The sequence below is a fragment of the Cupriavidus sp. 01L46 genome, assembly GCF_056399905.1.
The window spans coordinates 48,028-63,112 of sequence record NZ_JBFTSF010000013.1; the positions used below are offsets into that span (position 1 = coordinate 48,028).

The 15,085-nt window shown below is 67.4% G+C and carries 10 protein-coding genes and 1 pseudogene; 2 read left to right on the forward strand and 9 right to left on the reverse strand.

The window, feature by feature from the left end; translation table 11 throughout:
• Nucleotides 1–138: 138 nt before the first annotated feature.
• The 4 genes from AC1DS3_RS04205 to mdlC form a co-directional block, all read right to left on the reverse strand.
• The gene (locus tag AC1DS3_RS04205; RefSeq protein WP_477126745.1) at nucleotides 139–1,521 is read right to left on the reverse strand and encodes an MFS transporter; all 1,383 of its coding nucleotides are present in this window, start codon (nucleotides 1,519–1,521) and stop codon (nucleotides 139–141) included.
• Between the two features lie 200 nt (nucleotides 1,522–1,721).
• Entirely contained in the window at nucleotides 1,722–2,678 is a 957-nt protein-coding gene (locus tag AC1DS3_RS04210) for a ketopantoate reductase family protein (RefSeq protein ID WP_477126749.1), read from the reverse strand.
• A 61-nt stretch (nucleotides 2,679–2,739) separates the two neighbouring features.
• Nucleotides 2,740–4,191, reverse strand: coding sequence for an aldehyde dehydrogenase (locus AC1DS3_RS04215; protein WP_477126746.1), 1,452 nt, complete (start codon nucleotides 4,189–4,191; stop codon nucleotides 2,740–2,742).
• Nucleotides 4,192–4,414: 223 nt separating this feature from the next.
• Nucleotides 4,415–6,028, reverse strand: coding sequence for a benzoylformate decarboxylase (mdlC, locus tag AC1DS3_RS04220; RefSeq protein WP_441640100.1), 1,614 nt, complete (start codon nucleotides 6,026–6,028; stop codon nucleotides 4,415–4,417).
• 131 nt (nucleotides 6,029–6,159) lie between these two features.
• Here mdlC and AC1DS3_RS04225 point away from each other — a divergent pair, with 131 nt between their 5' ends.
• On the forward strand, nucleotides 6,160–7,062 hold the full coding sequence (locus AC1DS3_RS04225; RefSeq protein WP_441640101.1) for a LysR family transcriptional regulator: 903 nt from the start codon (nucleotides 6,160–6,162) through the stop codon (nucleotides 7,060–7,062).
• 68 nt (nucleotides 7,063–7,130) lie between these two features.
• Here the strand turns inward: AC1DS3_RS04225 and aceE are convergent.
• The 3 genes and pseudogenes from aceE to AC1DS3_RS04240 form a co-directional block, all read right to left on the reverse strand.
• A pseudogene (aceE, locus tag AC1DS3_RS04230) lies at nucleotides 7,131–9,585 on the reverse strand (pyruvate dehydrogenase (acetyl-transferring), homodimeric type).
• Nucleotides 9,586–9,616: 31 nt separating this feature from the next.
• Nucleotides 9,617–10,579 carry a Bug family tripartite tricarboxylate transporter substrate binding protein gene (locus AC1DS3_RS04235; RefSeq protein WP_477126750.1) on the reverse strand — a complete coding sequence of 321 codons (963 nt, stop codon included), beginning with the start codon at nucleotides 10,577–10,579 and terminating at the stop codon, nucleotides 9,617–9,619.
• A 168-nt stretch (nucleotides 10,580–10,747) separates the two neighbouring features.
• Nucleotides 10,748–11,764: a 1-aminocyclopropane-1-carboxylate deaminase gene (locus AC1DS3_RS04240; RefSeq protein ID WP_477109372.1), complete on the reverse strand. Its 1,017-nt coding sequence runs from the start codon at nucleotides 11,762–11,764 to the stop codon at nucleotides 10,748–10,750.
• Between the two features lie 223 nt (nucleotides 11,765–11,987).
• On the opposite strand from AC1DS3_RS04240, the gene AC1DS3_RS04245 reads away from it, so the two are divergent.
• Nucleotides 11,988–12,497: an Lrp/AsnC family transcriptional regulator gene (locus AC1DS3_RS04245; protein ID WP_043356167.1), complete on the forward strand. Its 510-nt coding sequence runs from the start codon at nucleotides 11,988–11,990 to the stop codon at nucleotides 12,495–12,497.
• A 99-nt stretch (nucleotides 12,498–12,596) separates the two neighbouring features.
• On the opposite strand, the gene AC1DS3_RS04250 is transcribed toward AC1DS3_RS04245, so the two are convergent.
• A complete protein-coding gene (locus tag AC1DS3_RS04250; protein WP_477126747.1) occupies nucleotides 12,597–14,195 on the reverse strand; it encodes an EAL domain-containing protein in 1,599 nt (532 codons plus the stop codon).
• 258 nt (nucleotides 14,196–14,453) lie between these two features.
• A partial coding sequence (locus AC1DS3_RS04255; RefSeq protein ID WP_477126748.1) for a type VI secretion IcmF C-terminal domain-containing protein occupies nucleotides 14,454–15,085 on the reverse strand: 632 nt, incomplete at its 5' end.

Genomic DNA, 15,085 nt, shown 5'->3' on the forward strand with positions numbered 1-15,085 from the left:
TCTGGGTCATTGGCATGGGCGCGCGCCGCCTGGCCTCCGGGCGCGGCTATCTGCCTCGGCGCACCTGGGGAAGCCGGCCGCGCGAAAGACGGTTCCGATCCCGGATCATAGCGAATTCCGGATGTACCGGCCCTGGCCTCAGCTGCGTGCGAGGACCGCGTCACCGCTGGCCGGCGTACGCGCCAGCTTCGGGATATGCCCCTTGACCGCAAGCAGCGCCACCAGCACGGCGGCCATCGCCGCGCCGAGCATGCCGAGGTAGGACGACGCGCCGCCCGCAGTGATCACCGCCGCGCCCGCGAAGGCGCTGAGGATTGCCCCGAGGCGGCCAAAGGCCAGCGCCGACGCCGTGCCGGTGGCCCGCACTGCCGTGGGGTACACGAAGGCACACAGCGCGTACATGGTCGACTGCACCGCATTGACGAACATGCCGTGCACGCCCAGGCCAACGATCAGCAACCCCGTACTGTGGCGGACATCCACGCCTTGCAGCAACAGCGCGCTGGCCGCCCCGCCGGCGCAGCAGATCGCCAGCGGCCAGCGCGAGCCGAAGCGCGCGATGGCAACCGCGCAGCACAGCGCGCCGATGACGCCGCCAAGGTTGTAGGCGGTCAGGCCGGAACCCGCGACCGCCACGTTCAACCCCTCCGACGCCAGCATGGTCGGCAGCCAGCTAAAGGCGCTGTAGACGGCCAGCAGGCACATGAAGAACGCGCACCAGATCGCCAGCGTGTCGCGCGCCTGCCCGGGTGCGAACAGCGCGCCGAAGCCCTTGCGGCTTTCCGCGCCGCGCTCGGCCAGGTCGGTGAAGACGGCGTTCGCGGGCAGCGGCCTGGACATGCGGCCGAGCAGCCGGCGCAGTTCGTCCCACCGGTGCGCTCGGCGCACCAGGAAGCGCGGCGACTCGGGCAGGACCAGCATCAGCAGCACGCCCAGGCCCAGCGGCAGGGCGCCGCCGATAAAGAACAAGCCGCGCCAGCCGTAGGCCGGCAGGACCACGCTGGCAAACAGGCCGGCCAGCATGCCGCCCAGCGGCACGCAGACGATCGTGGCCGTCACCGCCAGCGTGCGGCTGCGTGCCGGGGTGAACTCGGCCGTCATGGTGGTGGAGCTTGGCAAAGCGCCGCCGATGCCCAGCCCGGCGATCAGGCGCAGCACGGCGATCGTGGTCGTGTCCGGGGCGAAGCCGATGGCGCAGGTGGCCGCGCCGAACAGGAAGACGCTGCCGATCACGGCCCACCTGCGCCCGAAGCGATCCGCCAACAGGCCCGCGCACGCGCTGCCGATGCCCATGCCCACCAGCCCGGCCGCCACCGCGGGCGCGAAGGCGCTGCGGGTGATGCCCCACTCCTTGATCAGCACGGGAATCGCGAAGCCGATCAACTGGCCATCGAAGCCGTCCATCACGATGGACAGCGCGGCCAGCATCACGACGATCTTCTGCATGGTCGTGTAAGGGCCGTCGTCGAGCACGCTGCCCACGTCGACGGGCGTGCCGGCTTGCTGCAGGTTCGCGCTCATGCCGCCGCTCCATGGCGATGCGCGCCGGGCGCTTGCGCCGCAATGGCGCGGAACAGATGCGTACTCATAGGCGTACTCATAGGCGTGTTCATGCGTGTCTCCTGTCGATGGGCGCTTTGGCCGGGGCCAGCGCTTTTTTGTATTGCGTCTTGCGTATCGCGTACTACGTATTACGTCTTGAGGCCGCGGCGTGCCGTGGCTCAGTGCTGCCGGAGCGGGCTGGCGCCCTGCCCGCCATTTGCCGCCCGGGCTTCGATCAGCCGGACGAGTTGCAGCAGGCTCTCGGTGCACGGCACCGGCACCCCGCTGCGGCGCGCCGCGGCCACCACGGCGCCGTTGATCGCATCGATCTCGGTGCGCCGGGCGGCAAGGATGTCCTGCAGCATGGAAGGCTTGTGGCCGATGTGGTGGCCGATGGCGTGCAACACATTGGCGCCGACCTTGTCCGCATCGACAGCCACGCCATGACTCCTGGCCACGGCCAGCACCTCGGCCGCCACGGACAAGGCGAGCGCCGTGCCATCCGGGATGTTGCGCAGCTGGTCCACGGTGCTGCCAGTGACCGCGCAAAGGGGGTTCAGCGCGGCGTTGAATGCCACCTTCTCCCAGATCGCGGCCCACACGTCCGCATCGGCGTGGCAGCGCAGCCCGGCGCGCTCCAGCGCCGCTACCGTCCCCGCCACGGCGGGCCGGTCCACGCCATCGGCGCTCATCATCCGGATCCCGCCCTCGCCGTGCGAATGCACGTGCCCGGGGCCGACCAGGTCGGCAGGCCATGTGGTGACGCCAATCAGAAGCCGCTGCGCCGGCACGAAGTCGGAAATCGCATCGACGCTGCCCAGGCCGTTCTGCAACGTCAGCACAACCGTGTCGGGCCCCAGCAGGTGGTGCACGCCCGTCAGCGCGGCGCGCGTGTGCATGGATTTGGTGAAGACGATCAGCAGATCGGGGATGGCATCCGCCTGTTCCGGGCGCACCGCCCGCATGCCGTGGACCCGCCGGTCCGCCTCATCTGTCTGCAGGCGCAGGCCGAAGCGGCGGATCGCGTCGAGATGCGCGTCGTTGACATCGATCAAGGTGACGATATGGCCCGCTTGGGCAAGGCGTGCGCCAAACAGCGAGCCCATGGCCCCGGCCCCGAGAATTGCGATTCTGATCATAGGCGTCGCCGCGATCCGGCGCTGGTTGGATGGCGTTGTCTGGGTGTGGCGGCACGGCCTAGAAGGGGTAGTGGCGCGGCGTCGTCTGCACGGTGACCCAGCGCAGGTCAGTGAACTCGGCAATGCCGGCCTGCCCGCCAAAGTGGCCAAAGCCGCTGCTCTTCACGCCGCCGAAGGGCATCTGCGCCTCGTCGTGCACCGTCGGGCCATTGATATGGCAGATGCCGGATTGAATGCGCCTGGCCACGTTCATGGCCCGTGCCACGTCGCGGCTGAACACTGCCGACGACAGCCCGTACTCGTTGTCGTTGGCGCAGGCGATGGCCTCGGCGTCGCCGCTGACGCGCACGATGGGCTTGACCGGGCCGAACGACTCTTGCGCATAGATCCGCATCCGCGGCGTGACGTAGTCGAGCAGCGTGGCCGGCATCAGGGTGCTGTCCGCCTTGCCGCCGCACAACAGCTTCGCGCCCTTGGCCAAGGCATCGTCGATCAGCGAGTTGCAGCGCGCAACGGTGCTCATGTCGACCACGGAGCCCAGCACCACCGGCCCCTTGCGCGGATCGCCCAGCGGCAGCGCGCTGGCCTTGGCCGCCAGTTGCGCGACAAAAGCATCGGCGATCTTGTTGTCGACGATGATGCGCTCGGTCGACATGCAGATCTGGCCGGAATTGGCGAACGCGCCAAAGGCGGCGCCGGCGACGGCGGCATCGATATCGGCATCGTCCAGCACCAGCAATGGGGCCTTGCCGCCCAGCTCAAGCACCACCGGCTTCAAGTGCCTGGCACAGCTAGCGGCAATGACCTTGCCCACGCGCGTGGAGCCGGTGAAGTTCACGCGCCGTACCGCCGGATGGGCGATCATGGCTTCCACGAGTTCGCCCGCATCGGCCGGCGCATTGGTGACGAAGTTCACCACGCCCCTGGGCAGGCCGGCTTCCTGCAAGGCTTCGATGATCAACCCGTGCGTGGCCGGACAGATCTCCGAACCCTTCAGCACGACGGTATTGCCGCAGGCCAGCGGCAAGGCGATGGCGCGTACGGCCAGGATGACCGGGGCGTTCCAGGGCGCCATGCCGAGGACCACGCCAGCCGGCTGGCGCACGCCCATGGCCAGGCTGCCCGGCACGTCCGACGGAATGACCTCGCCATGGATCTGCGTGGTCAGGCAGGCCGCTTCAAGCAGGCCGGCGGCGGCCAGGTGCACGTTGAAGCCGGCCCACATGGCGGAGGCACCGGTCTCGGCGGCCATGGCGGCAGCAAAGGCTTCGCTGCGGGCTTCCAGCGCATGCGCGGCCTTGGTCAGCAGCGCGCGGCGCTCGCTCGGGCCGATGGCGGCCCAGGCGTCGAAGGCCGCCGCGGCGGCGTCCACCGCCGACAGCGCATCGGCCACCGTCGCGGCCGGGGCGATCGTGGCTACCTCGCCGTCCAGGGGATTGCGGCGCTCGAAGGTGGCGCCATTGCCTGCCTGGCGTTGTTGGCCGTCGATCAGCAACGAAATCTTCTGCATCCTTGTCTCCTTTGTTTTGCTTGCCTGCGGTTTGCTTCGCTCTGCGCTTGCGGGCGCTCGTTACGTCGTCGCGCTGGAAAAAACCACGGGCTTCGCTTCCAGTGGCTCCTAGCCAAACCGCCCCTCTCCCCAACCCTCTCCCCATGAGGGGAGAGGGAGAGACAGCCGTCGTCATGGCACGCGGCTTTGGCCTGTTCGGCGGCTTCGGCCTTTGCCTCGGTGCTCATGCCACCTCAACCTCCACCAGCATCGTCGTTGGCGAGCGCAACGCGTCGGCCAGGGCATCGCGCAATCGCTTGGCGTCACGCACCCGCACGCCTTCGCAACCCATCCCCTTGGCCAGCGCCACGAAATCAATCCCCGGCAGGTCCGTGCCCTGCACCGGATCGGCCGGGGCAAAGCCAAACTCCGGCGCGAAATCCTGCAGCGCGGCGTAGCGCGCGTTGTTGAGGATCACGAAGGTGATCGGCAGCTTGAGCTGGACCGCGCTCCAGATGGCCTGGATCGAGTACATGCTGGAGCCGTCGCCGATCAGCGCGATGACGCGTGCCCCCGGCCGCGCCAGCGCCACGCCAACGGCAGCGGGCATGCCGTAGCCCAGGCCGCCGCTGTCCATGGTGTAGAAGGTGCCGCTTTGCGTGAACGGCAGGTAGCCCTGCATGACGGGACGCGCGCTGGGCGCTTCTTCCACCACGATGTCGGCGGCGTCGCGCACCTCGGCCAGGGTCTGGAGCACATAGGCGGTGGACATCAGCCGCGTCGGTTCGGCATGCGCACGCGGCTGGCGCGGGGCAGGCAACGGGCGTGCCCTGGGCGCGGGACGCGCCAGCAGGTCAAGCACGCCGAGCCGGATATTGCCCACCACCGATGCGCCCACCGGCGTCCAGGCCGCGATGGCGGGATCGTCGATCAGCTGATACAGCGTGGCGCCCTCCGGCACATGGGGGCCAGCGCCTTCCACATGGTAGGTAAAGGCCGGCGCGCCCAGCACCAGGATCAGGTCGTGCCCGCCCAGCAGGCCGACGATCTTCTCGCGCATGGCGGGCAGGAAACCGGCGAACAGGCGATGGTCCTCCGGAAAGCCGCAGCGACCGGACATTGGCGCCACATAGACACGCGCGTTGTGCGCCTCGGCCAGGCGCACCACTTCGTCCCATGCGCCGGCGCGATCGACCGCGCCGCCGATGACGAAGGCGGGCCGCTCACAGGCATCCAGCGCGGCGCCAACGCGCGCAATCGCCACCGGATCGGGCCGCACCTCGGTGCTGACGGCGCGCGCAGCCACCCGTTCGGCCGGCTGGTCCCAGTCGTCCACCGGGATCGAGACCAGCACGGGGCCGCGCGGCTCCTGCATCGCCACGTAATAGGCACGTGCGATGGCCAGCGGCACATCCGCGGCGCGCGCCGGCTCGATGCTCCACTTGACGTAGGGCTTGGCCAGCTCGGTGGCCTGGGCAGACGACAGGAAGGGATCGAACGGCAGGATCGAGCGCGCCTGCTGGCCCGCCGTGATGATCATCGGCGTGCGGTTCTTGAACGCGGTAAAGATGTTGCCCATGGCGTTGCCCACGCCAGCCGCCGAATGCAGGTTGACCAGCGACGCATTGCGGCTGGCCTGCGCAAAGCCATCGGCCATGCCCACCACCACCGCCTCCTGCAGCCCGAGCACGTAGCGGAAGTCGGCGGGGAAATCCCGGAACATCGGCAACTCGGTCGAACCGGGATTGGCGAACACCGAAGTGATGCCAAGCTGGCGCAGCAGGTCGATCACGGCGTCGCGCACGGTGCTGCTTGCGTTGCGCGCGGCGCCCGCCACGGTTGTCGTGCTACCGGTCATGCAAATCTCTCCCGTCGATGCATTTGGTGGAACGCCTGGCCCAAGGCCGGCGCGTGCTTGGTGTGCAAAGTATGCGAGCCCAACCCTTAATTGAATATTGCCTTCTTGATCAAAAGGCATTACTTTTGCGCATGACTTTCGATCTGCGCCAGCTCAAGGCCTTCACCACCATCGTCGCCAGCGGCAGCCTGGGCCGGGCGGCGGACGCGTTGCACGTGACCCAGCCCGCACTAAGCCGCACCATCAAGCGGCTGGAGGACGAGCTTGGCGCGCCGCTGTTCGAGCGCCACGCCAAGGGCATGCTGCTCACCGCGGTGGGCAGCGCCCTGCTCCCCCATGCCACGCTGCTGCAGCGCGAGGCCGAGCACGCGCGCGAGGAGATCGATGCCATGCGCGGCCTGGCCAAGGGCACCATCAAGGTGGGCGCGGTGGGCAGCATCGCCAGCATGGTGCTGCCGCTGGCGGTTGGCCGGGTCACCAAGGCGTGGCCGAACCTGCGCGTGGAGATTACGGAGGGCGTGTGGGACCGGCTGGCGCAAAGCCTGATCCGGCATGAGATCGACCTGGCGCTCAGCATCTGCGCGCCGGACACCGACGAGATCGAGGCCATTGCCGACTGCCGATGGGAGGACAGCAGCTACGTGGTGGCGGCGCCGGGCCACCCGCTGCGGCGCAAGCCGGCGCTGACCCTGGCCGATACCCTTGACCAGCAATGGGCCATCCCGCCCCGGGGCACCGGGCCGTTCGAGCACATGCGGCAGGTGTTCGCGGCGCAGGGGCTGGGCCTGCCGAACATCGTCGTGGAGACGCGTTCGGTGACCGCGCTGAAGAGCCTGGTCGCGCAATCCGGCTTTCTGAGCTGGATGGCCGAGCCGATGGTCGAGGCCGAGCGCAAGGCCGGCGTGATCGACATTCTGGACATTCCCGGTGGGGTCGGCACGCGTACGCTGACGGCCTTCCGGCGGCGCCAGGGCATCCTGCCTGGCCCCGCGGTCAAGCTGCTGGAAGCACTGCGCCAGCTGACCGCGGCTTGATGCGGCTTGATGGGGCTTGATGAGGATCGAGAAGGTTGCCGGCATGAGAGCCGGCAACCGGTCGCCAGCTAGATCGACGCCAGGGAAATCACCTCGGCAAGGTGCTTTCTTTCGCAAGCCATCTCATCGGCCACGATCTCCGCCATCGCCGCCAGGCTGGCCTGGACGATGGCCGCGGCATCGACCTCGAAATAGCGCCGCAGCGCAGCCCGCGAATCGCTGCGTCCGAAGCCGTCGGTGCCCAGCGTCACGTAGCGCCGCCCCGGCGGAACGAAGGCACGCACCAGCTCCGGCAGCGCGCGCACATAGTCGGTGGCCGCGACAATCGGGCCGCTGCCCGCCCCGAGCTGCCGCCCGAACCAGCTATCGATGGCCGCAACCTCGCCATGGCGCCACAAGCGTTCGCGCGCCACTCCTTCACGCGCCAGCTCGATGTAGCTGGTCACGCTCCAGACATCGGCGGCAATGCCATGCACCTGCTCGAGCTGGCGCGCCGCCTTCAGGACTTCGCCCATGATGGCCCCGCTGCCAAACAACTGCACGCGGTGCTCGAACGCCGCGCCGCTGCGCAGCAGGTACATGCCCCGCACCACGCCTTCGTGCGCGTCGGCCGGCAGGCTCGGATTCTCGACGCTTTCATTGGTCACGGTGACGTAGTAGAACTCGTCGGCCTGTTCGCTGACCATGCGCCGCATGCCGTGGTCGACGATGACCGCCAGCTCCCCGGCGAACGCCGGATCGTAGGCGCGGCAATTGGGAATGGTCGAAGCCGCCAGGTGGCTCGTGCCGTCCTGGTGCTGCAGGCCCTCGCCCCCCAGGGTGGTGCGTCCCGAGGTGGCGCCGATCAGGAACCCGCGTGCGCGCTGGTCGGCCGCCGCCCAGATCAGGTCGCCCACGCGCTGGAAGCCGAACATGCTGTAGTAGATATAGAACGGCAGCATGGTGGTGCCGTGCGTGGAGTAACTGGTGGCCGCCGCGGTCCACGAGGACAGCGCGCCGGCCTCGGTGATGCCCTCCTCCAGGATCTGGCCATCCTTGACTTCCCGGTACGACAGCATCGATGCCGAATCCTCCGGCTGGTAAAGCTGGCCGAACGGCGCGTAGATGCCAACCTGGCGGAACAGGTTCGCCATGCCGAACGTGCGCGCCTCGTCGGCGACGATCGGGACGATCCGCGGGCCCAGCACAGGATCCTTGAGCAAGGCGCCCAGGTACCGCACCAGCGCCATGGTGGAGCTCATGGCCTTGCCATCGGCATGCAGGGCGAACGCGGCGGTCTTGTCCAGCCCGGGCACCGGCAACGGCCCGGCGCCGGGATGGCGCGCGGGAAGATAGCCGCCGAGGGCGGCGCGCCTGGCTTGCAGGTAGCGAATCTCGGGGCTGTCCTGCGCCGGGCGGTAGAACGCGGCTCGGGCCACCTGGTCGTCGGTCAGCGGCAACTGGAAGCGGTCCCTGAACGCGAGCAGATCCTCCGGGCCGAGCTTCTTTTGCTGGTGCGTGGTCATCCGGCCTTGCGCGATGGCGCCCATGCCGTAGCCTTTCATGGTCTTGGCCAGCACCACGCAGGGACGCCCGTTGCACCTGGCGGCTTCGGCAAATGCCGCGTAGATCTTCGCCGGGTCGTGCCCGCCCCGGCGCAGGCGGTCGATCTCGTCGTTGGAGAGATGCGCCACCAGCGCGCGCAGCGCCGGCGTCTTGCTGAAGAAGTTCTCGCGGTTGAACGCGCCATCGTTGGCCGAGAGCGTCTGGAATTCTCCGTCCACGGTCTGCGCGAACGCGCGGCTGATGGCGTGATCGTGGTCACGCGCCAGCAGCGCGTCCCACTCCGACCCCCACAAGCACTTGACGACATGCCACCCCGCCCCCGCGAACAAGGCCTCGAGCTCATCGACAATGCGCCCGTTGCCGCGCACCGGCCCGTCCAGCCGCTGGAGATTGCAGTTGATGACGAACGTGCAGTTGTCCAGCTTTTCCCGGGCGGCTAGCGTCAGTGATGCTATCGACTCCGGCTCGTCCATTTCGCCATCGCCGAAGAAGCCCCAGACCGGGCGCCGAATGGGGCTGAAAAAAGACGAGATCCCCGCCTTGCGCGGCATCCGGGCCGCGGAAGAAATGCTGGTAGCCCACCTCGAACAAATCCGCCGCCGAGGCATAGCTCGCGATGTGGCCGCCAAGCTCGCCATGCGCCTGGTTGGCGCGCACCACCATGGCAAGCGCGTTCCAGCGCAGGATTGCCGACAGGCGCTGCTCCATCGCCAGGTCGCCGGGATAGGCCGGTTGCGCTTCGACCGGGATGGTGTTCAGGTACGGCGTTACCTGTGCTGGCCGCCACGGCAACCGATGCTTGCCTGCATGCGCCAGCAGCGCATCCAGGATGGCGCAGGCGCGCTCCCTGCCCTGCTCCGGGCCCCAGGCCGACAACACGCCATCGAGCGCGTCGCACCACTCCTGCAGCTCCTGCGGATCCGTCTGCACAATCGGATCGCTCGCCAGCATGGAACCGAATCGGTCACGAGATGCCATCTTCACACTCTCCCGCCGGCAACTGCCCGGCTCAATTTGCCTGGATGCCCGCCTTCTGGGCAATGGCCCGCATGCGCGGCAGGTCCTTGTCGATCATGGCGCTGACCTGTTCCGGCGTTGCATAGGAGGGTTCCAGGCCGTTGGCCACCAGTTTTTCCTGGATCTCGTGGTCTTTCATGGTCTGCGCCAGGGCCTTCTCGAGCCGTGACCTGACCTCGGGCGGCAAGCCGCGCGGGGCCGCGATCGCCACCCATGAATCCGCATCGAAGCCCGGGAAGCCGGATTCCGCGACGGTGGGCACCTCCGGCAGCAGCGTCGCGCGCCTGGCGCCTGCCACTGCGATCACCTTGATCTTGCCGCTCTTGATATGCGGCAGGGATGCCGCGATGGTGTCGACCGAGAACGGAATCTGCCCGCCGATCAGGTCGGCAATGGCTGGGGCGCTGCCTTTGTAGGGAATATGCTGGAGCTGCATGCCGGTGGCGCCCAGGATCATCTCGCCCGCGAAGTGGCCGGTGGTGCCATTGCCGAACGAGCCATAGGCGTACTTGCCCGGCGCGCCCTTCACCGCCGCCATCATCTGCTTGAGGTTGTCCACCGGGACATCGCGATTCGCCAGCAGGATCAGGGGCACGCGCGCGACCAGGCCGATGGGCTCGAAGCTCTTCACCGGATCGTAGGGCAGGTTGGCGTTGATGGCGGGGTTGACCGTGAAGGTCGAGCCGGAACTGATGAACAGCGTATAGCCGTCAGGCGCGGCCTTTGCCACGTAGCCGGCGCCAACGATGGTGCCGGCGCCCGCGCGGTTCTCGATGACCACGGGCTGGCCGAGACGGTCGCCCAGCTTCTTGCCAACCAATCGTCCCATGATGTCTACCGCCCCGCCCGGCGGAAACGGCACAACCAGCACGACCGGCCTGGCGGGATATCCCTGGGGCTGCGCATGCGCGGCGCACATGGCGATGCCCAGCAGCGACAGCGCCTTCACCGCCATCGAAACGCTTCGTGAAACGACGTGCATGCGCTACTCCTGTGATTGAGCGACGGGGGCAAACGGGGAGCAAAAAATGGGTAGCAAAGCGAGACCGGGGGCTTTGCCGGACAAGCGCCCCCTGATACCGGCGTTGCACCACCGGCATCAGGTTGCGGCCGTCGTGCGGGATCAGCCGTTGCGGAACAGGAAGCTATAGGCGCTCAGCGCCGGGGCGCCGCCCAGGTGGGCGTAAAGCACCTTGGAGCCTTCCGGGAATTCGCCGCGGCGGACCAGGTCGATCATGCCCTGCATCGATTTCCCTTCGTAGACCGGGTCGGTCATCATGCCCTCGAGCTTGGCGCTCATGCGGATGGCTTCGAGCGTCTCTTCGGAAGGCAAGCCATACTCCGGCCCGCCGTAGCGCGTGTCGAGCACCACGTCCTCGTCGGTGATGTCGCGGCCGAGGTCGACCAGATGCGCGGTGTTCCGTGCAATGCGCAGGATCTGCGCCCGGGTCTGCTCCGGCTTGGCCGATGCGTCGATGCCGATCACGCGGTTGGCGCGGCCATCGGCGGCGAAGCCGACCACCATGCCAGCCTGCGTGCTGCCGGTCACCGAGCAGACCACGACGTAGTCGAACCGGAAGCCAAGCTCGGCTTCCTGCGCGCGCACTTCTTCCGCAAAGCCAACGAAGCCCAGGCCGCCCAGCGGATGCTCGGAGCACCCCGCCGGGATCGGGTAGGGCTTGCCGCCCGCCTGGCGCACGCTCTCCATGGCCTCTTCCCAGCTCTTGCGGATCCCGATATCGAACCCATCGCTGACCAGGCGCACGTCGGCGCCCATGATGCGAGACATCTGGATATTGCCAACGCGGTCATAGACGGCATCGGAGTAATTCACCCAGTCCTCCTGCACCAGCACGCACTTCAGGCCGAGATGCGCCGCCACGGCAGCCACCTGGCGCGTCTGGTTGGACTGGATGCCGCCGATGGAGACGAGCGTGTCGCACCCCTGGGCGAGCGCGTCCGGAATGATGTACTCGAGCTTGCGCGTCTTGTTGCCGCCGAACGCCAGGCCGCTGTTGCAGTCCTCACGCTTGGCATAGAGGTCGACCTTGCCGCCGAGATGCGCGCTCAGGCGTTTCAGCGGCTGGATGGGCGTGGGGCCGAACGTCAGCTGGTGGCGGGGAAAGCGTTTGAGATTCATGCTGGCAACTCCTGGGTTTCTTGGATGACTCGGGTTAAGAGCGGGGATCCAGGCATCAAGGCTGGCGAAGAACACTGGCATGTGGAGCCACCTTTCGTTGATGCTGCGACGGACTCAATCCTAGAAAAAAACGCACGAAACATGGTTGCAAATTTCGATTCGTTTATGCACTATAAAAAATTCAAGGCGCTCATTTTTAATTTTTTGTTTTTTATAATGAACCATGGACGAAACAAAATTGCGCACCAAAACCGAGCACCCTGTGCCACATTCCGAGGCATTGGATCGCACCGACAAAGCCATCCTGCGCGCACTCCAGCGCGACGCGTCCATCTCGAATGTGGCGCTGGCAGCCAAAGTCAGCCTGAGCCCGCCAGCCTGCCTGCGGCGCGTGGAGCGGCTCAAGGAACTCGGGCTGATTCGCGGGATCGTGGCGCTGCTGAACCCGGCCGCGCTGGACGCGGGGATGCTGGTGATGATCGGCGTGGTGCTGGACCGGTCCACGCCGGAATCCTTCTCCGAGTTCGAGAAGGCCGCCCAGCAGGTCTCTGGCTGCATGGAGTGCCACGTGGTGACGGGCGAGTTCGACTACTTCATGATGCTGCGCACCAAAGACAGCGAGAGCTTCAATCGCCTCCATGCGGAGCAACTGCTGTATCTGCCGGGGGTCCGCCAGATACGCTCGTTCATGGTGCTCAAGCAGGTGCTGTCGACGACGCAGTTTCCGATCTGAAGCAGCGGGCGCAGCGCGGCAAAAGCGTCCGCGACCGCGCGATGCGCGCGGCATCGCGGTCCAGCCGCAATGGCATCCGGCCCGAGCGTTAGCTATGCGCTACGCCGCAGGCGCCGTCAGGGCGCGAACCTGGTCCTCCAGGTCTGCGATCCGCCGCTTCATGCAGGCTTGCGCGCTGATATCGCTGATGACGCCATACCAGCGATCGATCGCGCCGCTCGCGCCGACATGCGGCTGGGCACGGCTCAGCATGTGGCGCCAGCTGCCGTCCGGCCACTGGATACGGAACCGGGTCGCGAACGGCTGGCCACTCGGGATCCAGGCAAGCCACTCCGCCCGGATACGCAACTGGTCCTCAGGATGGACCGTGGCACGCCAGGCGTCGATGCGGTCCTGCATGGCGCACCCGGCGCTGTCGCGGAAGTTCGGGCTGATATAGCACAGCGTGCCATCGGGGTCCGCCGCCCAGGCAATATGGGGGCTCAGCTCGACCGAGCAGCGGAAATGCTCCTCGCTTTCCCGCAAGGCTAGCTCGGCCCGTTTGCGCGCCGAGATGCCGATGGCAACGAGGGAGATGCCGATCACGTCCCCGATGTCATCGTTGACGCACTGGCCGACCACCAGGTAGACCTCGCCGTTCGCGGTAATCTCGCGCTCCACCGGGGAGCACGCCTGCGCGGCAAGCACGGCATGCGCCAGCGAGCAGATCGACCTCGCGGCCTCAGGCATGCTCGCCGCGCAGAGCTGGGCGCCGACAAGGGCGTCCACCTGGGCGCCGAGCATTTCCGCATAGCGCCCGTTGACATGCACGTGCCGCAAGCGCGTGTCCAGGAAGCACAGGCCGACTGGCGCGCCGACATAGAGCGCCTCCAGCTGATGCAGCCGCTGGTACGGCGAACGATCCAACAGCCGCGGATCCGGCGCGCGCAAGCCAAGCCGCTGGATAAGCGCGGGAATCCGCTCTGGTTGCAGCGCCGGTGCCCACAGCCATCCCTGGCCGACATCGCATCCCAGCTTGCGCAGTAGGGTGGCATGCTCTTCGCGCTCCACCCCTTCCGCGACAACACGCATGCCGATGCTGTGGCCCAGCCCCACGATCGCCGTCACGATCCGGCGGCACTCCTGATCATCAAGCATGCCGCGCACAAAGCTGGCATCGATCTTGATCTCGTCGAATGGCAGGGCATGCAGGCGTGTCAGGCTGGCATAGCCGGTACCAAAGTCGTCCAGCGCGATACCGATGCCGAGTGCCTTCAGATCGTCGATGATGGCCCGCGCGAGCTCGACATCGGTCTCCATGGCGCCCTCCGTGATTTCGATCTGAACGCGCTCCAGCGGGAATCCCGTCTGCGTGACAGCGTCCGAGATCAGCGCGACGACCGCCTTGTCACGCAATTGCACCGGAGACACGTTGAACGCCAGCACAAAGCCCTGGCCCCAGCGCACGGCCTCCCCGCACGCCGTGCGGACGATATGGGAAGTCAGGCGATCGATTAGCCCGCACGACTCCGCGATCGATATAAAGGTGACGGGGGAAACCGGGCCCGTTGCGGGATCCGTCCAGCGGGCGAGCACCTCGAAGCCGACGATGGCGCCGGTTTCGAAACAGATCAATGGCTGGAAGGCCGGCCGGAGCAAGCCGCCATCGAGCGCGGCTGCCAGTCTTGCGCAGATATCGTCCGTGTCTCCCACTTTCATCCTCACAGATACCGCCGGAAATCCGGATCGTGTCTTATCGAACGGCGCGCCCATGGATCGGCCCGGCAAACGCCTGTGCCGGGCTGTGTTCCGTCAGGTTTGTTCCCTGACCGGGCGCTTGTCAGGCGTAGCGACCTTTTCGCCACTCCCCCCATTGGATATCGACCAGCCTGACGGCAAATTGAGGTCTTGGCTGCCACCAGCCTGGGCCGTGCGGCCGATGCATCATCCCGGCTGCCCTCTCTGGCTTCGCCGGCGCTACTTGCGCGGACCAGGCACGGCGCGGACCGCGGCCTGCGGCTCCCGGCCCACGAAGATCCGCGTTGGCAGCACAAAGCCCCGCAGCGCCAGCATCTCCAGCGGCCCCTGCCCGACCTCGGTGCGCATCAGGTAACGCACGGGATAGATCACGTCCGCCGCAACAGGCGCCTGGGCGCTGCGCGCGGTCAGGCTGTCGGGATCCTCGGCGAAGGTCCGGCCGTGCGCATCGGCCTGGTTCTCTGCAGCGGCCTTCGGCGCGCCGGGCCCTTCTAGCGCTTCCTGTGCATCCGACGCTTCCGGCCTCGCCTGCCACGTCAACTGGTAGTTCGCGCTATCCACCGGCTCGATGTGCGCCCGCTCCAGCATCCGCACCAGGCCCCAGCGGCCGCCGAACTCATAACTCTTGCTGGTGCCGGCGCGCTCGGTCTGCCATTGCAGCCGGGTGCCCGGGTCCTGCTGGTTCTTGCCCGGCCACGTCATCGCCTGCCACGTCTCGCGCTGGTTGTAGTAGTGCAGCGTCTGCCCATCGAGCGTCAGCAGCGTGTCGGTCAGGCCCGGCGTGGGGATCGGCTTGAACTCGAAGCGGTACTGCGGCTCGCCCTGGGCCAGCAGGTGCGCCGCCATGCGCT

Bases quoted from the DNA above. Each gene is read 5' to 3' on its own strand.
- AC1DS3_RS04235 (WP_477126750.1), bottom strand. From the start codon at position 10,579: ATGGCGGTGAAGGCGCTGTCGCTGCTGGGCATCGCCATGTGCGCCGCG.
- AC1DS3_RS04225 (WP_441640101.1), top strand. From the start codon at position 6,160: ATGACTTTCGATCTGCGCCAGCTCAAGGCCTTCACCACCATCGTCGCC.
- AC1DS3_RS04205 (WP_477126745.1), bottom strand. From the start codon at position 1,521: ATGAGCGCGAACCTGCAGCAAGCCGGCACGCCCGTCGACGTGGGCAGC.
- AC1DS3_RS04245 (WP_043356167.1), top strand. From the start codon at position 11,988: ATGGACGAAACAAAATTGCGCACCAAAACCGAGCACCCTGTGCCACAT.
- mdlC (WP_441640100.1), bottom strand. From the start codon at position 6,028: ATGACCGGTAGCACGACAACCGTGGCGGGCGCCGCGCGCAACGCAAGC.
- AC1DS3_RS04215 (WP_477126746.1), bottom strand. From the start codon at position 4,191: ATGCAGAAGATTTCGTTGCTGATCGACGGCCAACAACGCCAGGCAGGC.
- AC1DS3_RS04240 (WP_477109372.1), bottom strand. From the start codon at position 11,764: ATGAATCTCAAACGCTTTCCCCGCCACCAGCTGACGTTCGGCCCCACG.
- AC1DS3_RS04250 (WP_477126747.1), bottom strand. From the start codon at position 14,195: ATGAAAGTGGGAGACACGGACGATATCTGCGCAAGACTGGCAGCCGCG.